The following is an 11,773-nucleotide window of genomic DNA, read 5'->3' as shown; positions in this document are numbered from 1 at the left end:
TTCAGCCTTTTTATTTTTAATCATCATTAGCGGGATAAAAACAATGCAGCCGCACCACGTACGCCGCCGGAATCACCGTATTTGGCTTTTTTAATCACCGGTACTTTGGCGCTACGCATCAAATGCGGAGGTAACGCTTTTGGCAACGCTTCGTATAAATAATCGAAATTGGATAATCCTCCGCCGAGTACGACAAGATGCGGATCGAAAGCCGTAATAATGTTGCCGATAGAAATCGCCGCAAGCTCAACAAAAACGCCGACAAAATCCACCGCACTTTTATCGCCCGCATAGAAACGTTGAATGATGTCTTTTGCCGGTAACGCTTCGCCTTTCAAATCACGGTATAGCATTTCAAAACCACGACCGGATAAATAGGTATCCAAACAAGCTTTGTTGCCACAACCGCAATCATAAATCGGCGCCTTATCCCAGCCGAGTAATTTCAACGCGTGATAGTTCAGCTGTAAATGCCCTAGTTCACCAGCCATACCGGTTTGCCCTGAATGAATTTTACCATTCAATACAAATCCGCCCCCAAAACCGGTGCCTAAAATCAAGCCTAACACCGAAGGATATTGTGCATTTTCAGCATCCCAAGCTTCCGATAACGCAAAACAGTTTGCATCATTCTCGGCGCGGACTTCACGGTCTAAAAGAGCTGATAAATCGCGCAAAATAGGTTTATTGTCTGCCACGCGAATATTGGTAATTTCAGCAATACCGGTACTTTGGTTTACAAAACCCGGAATACCTAACCCCACAGACCCTTTGCAACCAAATTTTTCATCGGCTTTCTTCACTAAATTGACAATGGCATTCAACCAATCTTCATAGCTGTTTTTCGGCGTTTCCACCCGCTCGCTATATTGCTTCTCTAACTGAGAATTAAACACCGCTAATTCAATTTTGGTGCCCCCAATATCAAGCCCGTATAACATACGCTTCTCCTTTTACACGACTTAACAAATACCTGAAAAACCTACCGCACTTTTAGCTACTTATTCCGTTTTTTGGAAATACTGTTTTTTCGCTAAAAATGCAAAAATTACCCAATGTACTAACCAGGCAATTAACACAGAAATCAATAAATCAATCGGATAATGCATGCCGAAACGTAAACGACTGACCAGCATCAACACCGCCCAACAGCTCATAAATGCAATTAATAATTTTGCACGCCCTTTTCGATTACCGATTAATTGTACGAATCCCACCGTTAACATAAGCCAGCTGGCTGCAAAAATCGTATGCCCGGATGGAAAAGAATAGCCTACTTCGCTTGCGTAATGCCCTTTGATCCATTCCGGTACAGATGCTTGCGTTTGATAAAATTGCTCAACAAATTGCGCCCGAGCTTTACGATCTTGCGCATAAAAAGCCTCGGTACTTGTGCCGGTTTGGTCAGCAACATAAGTCACGAAAGGTCGAGGCTCGGTAAACGCGTTTTTCAACCCGGATTTCAATCCTTGTGTCACAACCATTGAAAAAGCCATTACAGCAACAGCTAAAACCCATTGTTTTCGCTGAGGAAATAATGGTAAAAAAAGCAACGCAAAAACGCCGCAAGTGATAATGGCGTAAGGCACACTCCCACTTTCTGTCAACCAATATAAAGGATGCTCGTAGTCTTCAAAAATGAGACTGCCACTCCACTGCCAAGAGAACAACCAGACAAAAAGAGGGACAAGACAAAGCAATAGTGTATATAATGACAACCTTTTTAACATATTCATAACCATAGATAAAATTGAGCCGCCATTTTATCACCAGAACCCGGCAAAAGAAAAAGAATAAGGACAAAATAAGGATACGTTATGGCAAAAATTGAACTCGTTGCCCAAGCAAATTTACCCACAGAATTCGGACTTTTTAAAATCGTGGGATTTGAATTTCCCGACACGAAAAAAGAACATGTTGCTTTAGTCTTCGGCGACATCAGCCATTCAGAGGAACCCGTTTTAGCACGCATCCACTCCGAATGTCTCACCGGCGATGCCTTGCATAGTTTAAAATGCGACTGCGGTTTCCAGCTTGCCGCCGCCTTACGCCAAATTCAACAAGAAGGTCGCGGCGTATTGATTTATCACCGTGAAGAAGGTCGTGGCATTGGCTTAATTAACAAAATTCGCGCTTATTCCTTACAAGATAAGGGCATGGATACCATCGAGGCTAATTTGGCTTTGGGCTTTGCTGCCGATGAACGTAATTTTGGCGTGTGTGCAGACATTTTCGATTTGTTGGGCGTCAAACAAATTCGCTTACTCACCAATAACCCGGAAAAAATCGAAACCATGAAACAATCCGGTATCAATGTGGTAGAACGTGTACCCCTGAATGTTGGCGAAAACCGCTATAACACCGCTTATTTGGATACCAAAGCTAAAAAAATGGGCCATTTTATCGTGCATAACGGCGAACAACATTTAATGGAATGCCCCTATTGCCAAGAAGAAGTGCCGAAAAAATAACAGCCTCACATTAGATAAAAAAGCACAAACGTTCATTGCGTTTGTGCTTTTTGTTTTTCTATAGGCGGTTATCTCAAATATCTATCCAAGCATACTTTTAACACTTAAATAAATGTTCTTATTTTCCACCGCACTTTACTCAATCCGTCGGAACAAATCCTTGCTGTAAATAACCTCTGTTGGATTGGCTGAGTCGTAACCGTTTAAGGTTGGATGAAGATAAACAGGGACCCGAGACTGATATAGTGGCAACACCACATTTTCTTCCTGCAAAATTTGCTCAATTCTGCTATAAAGTGCGGTGCGTTCTGGCGATGGAATCACTTTCAAGCTTTGCTCAAACAAACGATCCACTTCTTCGTTACGATAACCGCTTTTATTATCTGGACTATGGCTATAAAACAAACTTAAAAATGCGGAGGGTTCGTTATAATCAGCGCACCAACCGGAACGGGCAATATGGAAATTGCCTTTGGCAATATTTTCCAATAGCTGTGATTTCGACATGCCTTCGCCAATAATTCGGATCATATCCGACTGCGACCACATACGAATCAGCCCTTGAACTAACTGGTTCTGCAGTTCTGACTGATCGTAGCTTAACGTCAGTTTTAACGGGGCTTTTTCGCTAATTTGACCTTGACTCAATAATTGTTCTACCGGTGTTTGTTCCCAACGACTTTCTACCGTTTGCATAGACTGCGGTAAAAAATTATCCGTTAAATAGAACCGACTTGGGTTTTCAGGCAGTAAACGGCGAGGAGACGTCAGCATCGCTAAAGCTTTACGCACCGAACTTTGTGCCAATTGTGGCATGTTGAAATTAAACACGTAGAAATAAGTACAGAGTTGCGGGAAATATTGTGTCTGTTCAACGTATTGTTGCGGTTGCCACACAATATCTAACGCACTCACCTCCTGTGTTGAGGTGATTTTTTGATAATCCACGTTTTTGAAGGAAACTTTTTCTTTCGCCCAATAGTGAGGATTTTGTTCGAGATGAATGCGTTCACCTTGCTGACCGCTGACTTGATACGCCCCGTTGGTCACGATGCCTTCATGAGGTTTTAAATATTGCGGCAACAAGCTGCTATGAGCCAACATTTGTGGCAAATACGGTGTCGGTTTATCTAAAGTGAAACGTAAAGTGCGGTCGTTTTCCGCCACAATTCCCAGCGCCTCTGGTGGCAGTTCTTGCTTTAATACTTTCTCCGCATTGAGCAGATTCATGTACGCCAGATAATCTTTTAGCGGGCTGTTAGATTTCGCCAATGCCTGCCAGCTTGCCACGAATTGCTGAGCCGTCACGGATTCACCATTAGACCATTTAGCAGTTTCGCGTAACCTAAATAGCCACGTTTTATTGTCTTGAGTTTGCCAATTTTCCGCCACTGCCGGAACAATATTGCCTTTGGTATCGTAAATCACCAATCCTTCAAAAAGATCACGCAAAAAGGCAGCTTGCTCAATGTTAGATGCTTGTTGTGGGTTGAGAAATAAATCGGAGTAAACACCGCGAACCAATAATTGGCGACGGGATTGAGAGAATTCCGGCGTTGCAGATGCATCAACCGTTAGAGAGGATTCGGCGGGCTTTTGAGCGTGTTCATCACATCCGTTGAGAAAAAAAACACCTAAAAAAAGCACCGCACTTTTAAAGAGGAAATTACGCATTGAAATACATTCATGAAATAAGTTGCGCTCATTATACACGAATGTTTGAAGCTTATTCTGCTTCGAGGGTTTTAATCCAGAAAAAGAAGAACCAATATTTAATCAATAACACGCTCATGATAATGCTTTTGCCGACAATGCTTGGTGTGAAATAAAACCCCATTAACAACATCGTAGTGGAAAAACTCAAAATGTAGATTTTGGCTTTTTTAGTTAAAGCGCGTTGTTCATGAAAATCTTTTAAATGTGCTTGATAAATCTTTGTGCCCACAAACCAGTTATGTAAACGTGTCGAACCTTTTGTAAAGAAAAACAACGTTAAAAGCAAAAATGGCGTGGTCGGCAAAAAAATAGGCACAACAATACCAATAAGACCTAACGCTAAAAAAATAAACCCTAATCCAATGTAAAAGTATTTCATTGCACACCTCAAAATAAAAATTATTCGCAATAATAATTGAATTGGTAGATTTTTCAAGCTTGAAATCATAAAATCGAGCCCAATTTTACTCACTACGTTTATTTATATTAAGGATAGCTTAATGACAAACCCATTACTGACGCCAACCGCACTTCCGGCATTTTCTAAAATTGAACCGCAATACATTGAATCCGCTATCAAACAACTTATTCAAGAAAACCGCGAAACGGTAGAACGCGTGGTAAATCAACCGCACTTTACTTGGGAAAATTTCATTCTACCGTTAACCGAAGCCGGTGATCGTTTCAGCAAAGTATGGTCGCCAATCTCTCATTTAAACTCGGTGAAAAATAGCCCGGAATTACGTGAAGCCTATCAAGCTTGCTTGCCATTATTAGCCGAATACAGCACGTGGTTCGGTCAACATCAGGGATTATATGAAGCCTATTTACAATTAAAAAATAGCCCTGAATTTGCCGGTTATACTCAAGCGCAAAAGAAAGCCATTGAAAACAGCCTACGCGATTTCAAATTATCGGGCATTTCCTTGCCGCCAGAAAAACAAAAACGCTATGGCGAAATTGCTGCCCGTTTGTCCGAACTGAATTCACAATTTAGCAATAACGTATTAGACGCCACCATGGGCTGGGAAAAGATCGTTGAAGATGTCAGCCAGCTCAAAGGCTTGCCGGAATCGGCACTGGAAGCAGCTAAACAATCTGCGGAAAGCAAAGGTGTCAGCGGCTATCGCTTCACTTTGGAATACCCAAGCTATATTCCGGTCATGACCTATTGTGAAAACCGTGAATTGCGCGAAGAAATGTATCGTGCCTTTGCCACCCGCGCTTCCGATCAAGGGCCAAATGCCGGTAAATGGGATAACTCGGCAATTATGCAGGAGATCCTTAGCCTACGCGTGGAATTAGCCAAATTATTGGATTTCAACACTTACACCGAATTATCTCTCGCCACCAAAATGGCAGAAAATCCTCAGCAGGTGTTGGATTTCTTAGAAAATCTCGCCACACGCTCTAAAGCCCAAGGCGAACGTGAATTACAAGAATTAAAAGACTTCTGCAAAACGCACTATAATTTGACCACACTTGAACTTTGGGATCTGTCTTTTTACAGCGAAAAACAAAAGCAGCACTTATATGCCATTAACGATGAAGAATTGCGTCCGTATTTCCCGGAAGATCGCGTATTGAGCGGTTTATTTGAATTGATTAAACGCATTTTCAATATTCGCGCGGTAGAGCGCCATGGCGTCGAAACCTGGCATAAAGATGTCCGTTTCTTCGATTTGCTTGATGAAAAAGACGAGGTACGCGGCAGTTTCTATCTAGACCTATACGCTCGTGAACATAAACGCGGTGGCGCTTGGATGGATGATTGTATCGGTCGTCGTAAAAAGATTGACGGCAGCCTACAAAAACCAGTGGCGTACTTAACCTGTAACTTCAACCGCCCGCTTGGCGATCAACCTGCCTTATTCACGCATGATGAAGTCACGACGCTATTCCATGAATTCGGTCATGGATTGCATCATATGTTGACTCAAATTGATGTAGCCGATGTTGCCGGCATTAACGGTGTACCTTGGGATGCGGTGGAATTGCCGAGCCAATTTATGGAAAACTGGTGCTGGGAAGAAGAGGCGCTACAGTTCATTTCAGGTCATTATCAAACCGGAGAGCCGCTACCAAAAGAAAAGCTCAGCCAATTACTCAAAGCCAAAAACTTCCAAGCGGCAATGTTTGTTTTGCGTCAATTAGAATTTGCGCTATTTGATTTCCGCTTGCACCACACATTTGATCCGAGCAAGCAAAATCAAGTGTTAGCGATGTTACACGAAGTGAAAAGCCAAGTTGCCGTCATCCCTGGCGCAGAATGGGGAAGAATGCCGCACAGTTTCAGCCATATTTTTGCCGGCGGCTATGCGGCAGGCTATTACAGCTATTTATGGGCGGAAGTCTTATCGGCAGATGCCTACTCGCGTTTTAAAGAGGAAGGGATTTTCAATCCACAAACAGGTCAATCCTTCTTGGATGAAATTCTCACCAAAGGCGGCTCTGAAGAACCGATGACCTTGTTCAAAAACTTCCGTGGCCGTGAACCACAGTTAGATGCGTTGCTGCGTCACAAAGGTATTGAAAACTAAAAACGCTGAAAAAAATGACCGCACTTTTGCGGCAATCAAAGTGCGGTCATTATTCAATGTGTTTTTGAACTTATAAAAAAGGCTTACTCATAACAAGTAAGCCTTTCACTGCTTTAAAATCTATTTATTTTTTCAACACCAACACAACGGAATCACCGGCAACCACTTCACCGGATTTTTTCTCCATATTGCTGATTTCATCCATGTTGGAAATCACCACTGGGGTTAACACAGATTTCGCTTTGGCTTCCAATAAAGCTAAATCCAATTCGATAATGGTGTCACCACGTTTAACGCTTTGACCTTCTTGCGCCACGCGAGTAAAACCTTCACCTTTTAATTCAACGGTATCAATACCAAAGTGAACGAATAACTCAACGCCTTCTTTGGATTCCATAGAAAACGCGTGATTGGTTTCAAAGATTTTACCTACGACGCCATCCACCGGAGCAACCAACTTGTTACCGGTTGGGCGAATTGCGATACCATCACCAACAATTTTTTCGGAGAAAACAACATCCGGAACATCTTCAATATTCACAATTTCACCGGAAAGCGGCGCATAGATTTCTACATCAACTGCTTTCTTATCTTTTGATCCAAATAGTTTGTCAAATAAACCCATTTTTTATCATCTCCTGAAGTTTAAAATCTAGTCGTATTCTAGCTTAAAAAGCGAAAATTGTATCTAATTTAATGCTTTTTCTGCTAAAAAATCAGCAACTAAGCGCTCAATTTCTGCTGCCGTTGGTTGCTGTAACGCTTTTTCAGCTAAGAGTTTTGCATCTTGATAATTGACGTTACGAATTAATTTCTTAATGCGTGGCACAGAAATTGCACTCATACTAAACTCATCCAAGCCCATACCTAATAGTAAGATCGTGGCATTTTCATCACCAGCCAATTCACCGCACATACCGGTCCATTTTCCTTCCGCATGTGACGCATCAATGACTTGTTTAATCAAATTCAGCACAGACGGACTCATTGGGTTATACAAATGAGAAATGAGTTCATTGCCACGATCCACAGCCAACGTATATTGGGTTAAATCGTTCGTACCAATACTGAAGAAATCGACCTCTTTTGCTAAGAATTTGGCATTCACCGCAGCGGATGGGGTTTCCACCATAACACCGATTTGAATATTTTCATCAAAATCTTTGCCTTCATTACGTAATTCAACTTTTAATTCTTCAATCACAGATTTAAGTTCTCGAATTTCTTCCACAGAAATGATCATCGGGAACATAACGGCTAATCGACCGTAAGCGGATGCCCGTAACACCGCTCTTAATTGCGCATTTAAAATTTCACGACGATCCAACGCAATACGAATAGCACGCCAACCGAGGAATGGGTTCATTTCTTTCGGCAAATTCAAATACGGTAATTCTTTATCTCCACCGATATCCATGGTACGCAATATCACCAAGTTACCATTCATGGCTTCTACTACTTCTTTATAAGCAATAAATTGCTCTTCTTCGGTTGGTAGCTGATCGCGATCCATAAATAAGAATTCAGTACGATATAAACCCACGCCTTCTGCGCCGTTACGCTCGGCACCTTCAACATCGCGAATGGTCCCAATATTGGCCACCACATCCACGCGGTGTCCATCTAACGTCAATGCCGGTAAATCTTTTAATTTTGCCAATTCGGCTTTTTCTTCTGCTAACTTCGCTTGTAACGTTTTTAGACGCTGGATTTCGTCTTGGGAAGGGTTAACGTAAACCGCATTATTTAAGGCATCAAGAATTAAGAAATCACCTGTGTTCACCAACTCAGTAACATTGTTCGTCCCTACAATTGCAGGCAACTCAAGAGAACGTGCCATAATGGACGTATGTGATGTGCGACCGCCGATATCCGTCACAAAACCTAACACTTTGTCTAAATTTAGCTGTGCCGTTTCAGACGGCGTTAAATCATAGGCAACTAAAATCGCTTCTTCATTAATTTCGCCTAAATCAACAATGTGCATACCTAAAATATTTTTAATCAATCGATTGCCAATGTCGCGAATATCGCCGGCACGTTCTTTTAGGTATTCGTCATCAATTTCAGACAACATGGCGACTTGCTGATCAATAATTACATTGGCAGCTACGGCAGCATTCACCTTATTTGAACGAAGATAATCAAGAATTTCTTCCTCTAACTCCTCATCTTCCAGAATCATTAAATGGCCTTCGAAAATCGCCGCTTTTTCTTCCCCTAAAGAAGCATAAGCACGATCTTTAATTGAATTTAATTGTTCAACTGCCGCACTGCGCCCTTCATAAAAACGCGCGATTTCGGCATCAATTTGGCTTTCTTTAATTTTTTGCGTATCCAGAACAATTTTTTCTTCTTTAAGGACAAGCGCTTTACCAAAAACAATGCCGGGAGAGGCTGGAATTCCTGAAATCATAATGACCTTCTCTATTATCTAAATTCATTGATGTAAATTGAACAAAAATCAATCACCGAACAAATAAAACAAAGCCATAACTCACGGCTCTCCATGCTTTTATTAAAAACATAAGAACGCAAATTATGGCGACAGAATTATTCTAACGTAGGAATTAATGCAACAAGATGCTCAACCGCTTTTTCCGCATCTTCACCTTCAGCAGAAATCGTAATCACCGTCCCTTGAGTTAAGGCTAATGTTTGTAATTTAAATAAACTTTTTGCACTCGCACTTTTTCCTGCAGAAGTAACTGTAATATCTGCGGCAAATGCTTTTGCTTCTTTTACAAATTGTGCCGCCGGACGAGTATGCAAGCCGTTAGGTGCTGTGATTTCAACATCTTTTGAATACATATGATTTTCCTCTGGAAAAAGTGGATGGGATTCGTTAAATATTTATTTAAATAATAAAAATAAATATGATGCAGTATCAGACGAACACAATGAATGCGCAAGGCGATTTGGCTTAAAATTTGAATTAGATCACAAAAAAAAAGAAAAATCGGTCATTTCATTAACTAAAAGTTAACATGTCATACCTAAAAAATGGTAAACCACCTTTATTCAGCAGAAAAATGTCGCTGCGATTTCATTTCCTTTTTACTGGTCAACAAGCGATGGTAGTTTTCATAGCGAACAGCACTGATCTTGCCTTCTTCTACCGCCTGACGTAAGGCACATCCGGGATCATTTAAATGCTTACAATCACGGAACTTACAGGTGCCCAGCACGGTTTGGAATTCTCGATAACCTTTTGTAATCTGCTCATCTTCCAAATGCCACAAACCAAATTCACGGATGCCCGGTGAATCAATTAAACTACCACCCTGCGGTAAATGATATAAACGAGAAGAGGTCGTGGTGTGTTGTCCAAGACCCGAGGTTGAACTAATTTCCCCGACCAGCGCCGCCACATTCGGCAAAACGGCATTAATCAAACTGGATTTTCCCACACCGGATTGCCCTACAAAAATAGACACGCCATCCGATAAAAGTGCGGTCAGTTTTTCCAGATTTTTTTTATTTTGCGCTGAAACCATCAACGTTTGATAGCCGATATCACGATAAATTTTCAGCTGTGAATCCACGTCTTGCCATTGTTCTTCCGTCAGCATATCGGCTTTATTCAACACAATAATTGGTTCAATGTTGGCTTCTTCGCATACCACCAAATAACGATCAATAATATTCAGTGACAAACTTGGCAGTACGGAAGAAATGATAATAATACGATCAATATTGGCAGCGATGACTTTAATGCCATCATAATAATCCGGACGGGAAATTTCATTTTTGCGCCCATGAACCCCTTCAATTACGCCACTCACCCCTTGCAATTGTTCATTGCCTTGCCGCCAAATCACGCGATCCCCTACAACAACGCTCGCTAATGTACGACGCAAGTTACAACGAAAAATCTCGCCTTGCACATTTTCTACATCCGCATGACGGGCATAGCGTGTAACAACCAAGCCATCCTGCGACTCGCCCAACATCTCATCCTGCCAATCAATGTCTTTCTTCTGATGGCGATGTAATACCTTATGATTATTGGACTGAATTCGGCGTTTTTGATTTTGCGTTAATTTAGGTTTACTCATATAAGTGCGGTCGTTTTTTCTCGCGTTTTTCGCTAGAATAAGGAAAATTTTCGCATAGGATACCTTATATAATGACATTAGATAAACAAAATCTGATCTGGATTGATCTTGAAATGACAGGCTTAGATCCGGAAAAAGAACGCATTATTGAAATCGCGACGATTGTGACCGATAAAAATTTAAATATTCTTGCCGAAGGCCCTGTTTTAGCCATCCATCAATCTGACGAATTACTCAATAAAATGAGCGACTGGTGCGTGAAAACCCACACCGCCAATGGGCTGGTTGAACGTGTTAAAAACAGCAAATTAACCGAACGCGCCGCCGAATTACAAACCTTAGATTTTCTCAAAAAATACGTGCCGAAAGGGGTATCACCGATTTGTGGCAACAGTGTGGCACAAGACAAACGCTTTCTCTTTAAATATATGCCCGAGCTTGCAGACTACTTCCACTATCGCCACCTTGATGTCAGTACATTAAAAGAATTAGCCGCCCGCTGGAAACCGGAAATTCTGGACGGCTTTAGTAAACAAAACACCCATTTGGCCTTAGACGATATTCGCGAATCCATCAAAGAACTCGCTTACTATCGAGAACATTTTTTAAAGATGGACTAAATCGACGAATATATAAACAAGCGCATCATTTTCATGATTTTATACTTGCACTGCCTAAAAATATTCGTATAATGCCGTCTCATTCATTTGATGTGAATGCGGGAATAGCTCAGTTGGTAGAGCACGACCTTGCCAAGGTCGGGGTCGCGAGTTCGAGCCTCGTTTCCCGCTCCATTCTCAACATCAAATCTCTGCGGGAATAGCTCAGTTGGTAGAGCACGACCTTGCCAAGGTCGGGGTCGCGAGTTCGAGCCTCGTTTCCCGCTCCAAATTCACAATCCCTCGCTTTTGCGGGGGATTTTTTTTGCCTAGTTCGCAACTTTAATGATGAAATTTGCGCCATGACTCTTGGCAACGTTACGCAATCA

The 11,773-nt window shown here is 41.7% G+C and carries 11 protein-coding genes and 2 tRNA genes; 5 read left to right on the top strand and 8 right to left on the bottom strand.

The window, feature by feature from the left end; genetic code table 11:
* Nucleotides 1–26: 26 nt before the first annotated feature.
* Nucleotides 27–941, bottom strand: coding sequence for an N-acetylglucosamine kinase (nagK, locus tag DQN58_RS06020; RefSeq protein WP_006717748.1), 915 nt, complete (start codon nt 939–941; stop codon nt 27–29).
* 60 nt (nt 942–1,001) lie between these two features.
* The gene (locus DQN58_RS06015) at nt 1,002–1,742 is read right to left on the bottom strand and encodes a phosphatase PAP2 family protein (RefSeq protein ID WP_006717746.1); all 741 of its coding nucleotides are present in this window, start codon (nt 1,740–1,742) and stop codon (nt 1,002–1,004) included.
* A 75-nt stretch (nt 1,743–1,817) separates the two neighbouring features.
* Here DQN58_RS06015 and ribA point away from each other — a divergent pair, with 75 nt between their 5' ends.
* Entirely contained in the window at nt 1,818–2,471 is a 654-nt protein-coding gene (gene ribA, locus DQN58_RS06010) for a GTP cyclohydrolase II (protein ID WP_006717744.1), read from the top strand.
* 135 nt (nt 2,472–2,606) lie between these two features.
* On the opposite strand, the gene DQN58_RS06005 is transcribed toward ribA, so the two are convergent.
* Together DQN58_RS06005 and DQN58_RS06000 are read right to left on the bottom strand one after the other, a co-directional pair.
* Complete coding sequence (locus tag DQN58_RS06005; protein WP_006717742.1) at nt 2,607–4,145, bottom strand: peptide ABC transporter substrate-binding protein; 1,539 nt, start codon at nt 4,143–4,145, stop codon at nt 2,607–2,609.
* Nucleotides 4,146–4,197: 52 nt separating this feature from the next.
* A complete protein-coding gene (locus tag DQN58_RS06000; RefSeq protein WP_032997827.1) occupies nt 4,198–4,566 on the bottom strand; it encodes a YbaN family protein in 369 nt (122 codons plus the stop codon).
* A 121-nt stretch (nt 4,567–4,687) separates the two neighbouring features.
* On the opposite strand from DQN58_RS06000, the gene prlC reads away from it, so the two are divergent.
* Complete coding sequence (gene prlC / locus DQN58_RS05995; RefSeq protein ID WP_006717739.1) at nt 4,688–6,727, top strand: oligopeptidase A; 2,040 nt, start codon at nt 4,688–4,690, stop codon at nt 6,725–6,727.
* A 124-nt stretch (nt 6,728–6,851) separates the two neighbouring features.
* Here the strand turns inward: prlC and crr are convergent, their stop codons facing one another.
* From crr to rsgA, 4 genes are all read right to left on the bottom strand, one after another.
* On the bottom strand, nt 6,852–7,352 hold the full coding sequence (gene crr, locus DQN58_RS05990) for a PTS glucose transporter subunit IIA (RefSeq protein WP_006717737.1): 501 nt from the start codon (nt 7,350–7,352) through the stop codon (nt 6,852–6,854).
* A gap of 63 nt (nt 7,353–7,415) precedes the next feature.
* Nucleotides 7,416–9,143, bottom strand: coding sequence for a phosphoenolpyruvate-protein phosphotransferase PtsI (gene ptsI, locus DQN58_RS05985; protein WP_006717735.1), 1,728 nt, complete (start codon nt 9,141–9,143; stop codon nt 7,416–7,418).
* Between the two features lie 137 nt (nt 9,144–9,280).
* The gene (gene ptsH, locus DQN58_RS05980; RefSeq protein ID WP_006717733.1) at nt 9,281–9,538 is read right to left on the bottom strand and encodes a phosphocarrier protein Hpr; all 258 of its coding nucleotides are present in this window, start codon (nt 9,536–9,538) and stop codon (nt 9,281–9,283) included.
* Between the two features lie 206 nt (nt 9,539–9,744).
* Nucleotides 9,745–10,785: a small ribosomal subunit biogenesis GTPase RsgA gene (rsgA, locus tag DQN58_RS05975; protein ID WP_032997825.1), complete on the bottom strand. Its 1,041-nt coding sequence runs from the start codon at nt 10,783–10,785 to the stop codon at nt 9,745–9,747.
* Between the two features lie 71 nt (nt 10,786–10,856).
* On the opposite strand from rsgA, the gene orn reads away from it, so the two are divergent.
* From orn to DQN58_RS05960, 3 genes are all read left to right on the top strand, one after another.
* Complete coding sequence (gene orn / locus DQN58_RS05970) at nt 10,857–11,405, top strand: oligoribonuclease (protein WP_006717727.1); 549 nt, start codon at nt 10,857–10,859, stop codon at nt 11,403–11,405.
* Between the two features lie 98 nt (nt 11,406–11,503).
* Nucleotides 11,504–11,579 (top strand) — tRNA-Gly (locus DQN58_RS05965).
* A 19-nt stretch (nt 11,580–11,598) separates the two neighbouring features.
* Nucleotides 11,599–11,674: transfer RNA gene (locus DQN58_RS05960), tRNA-Gly, on the top strand.
* Nucleotides 11,675–11,773: the final 99 nt, after the last annotated feature.

The sequence above is a fragment of the Aggregatibacter segnis ATCC 33393 genome (genome assembly GCF_900476035.1).
GTDB classification, from domain to species: Bacteria; Pseudomonadota; Gammaproteobacteria; order Enterobacterales; family Pasteurellaceae; genus Aggregatibacter; species Aggregatibacter segnis.
This window is presented reverse-complemented; position numbering and strand designations above follow the sequence as displayed.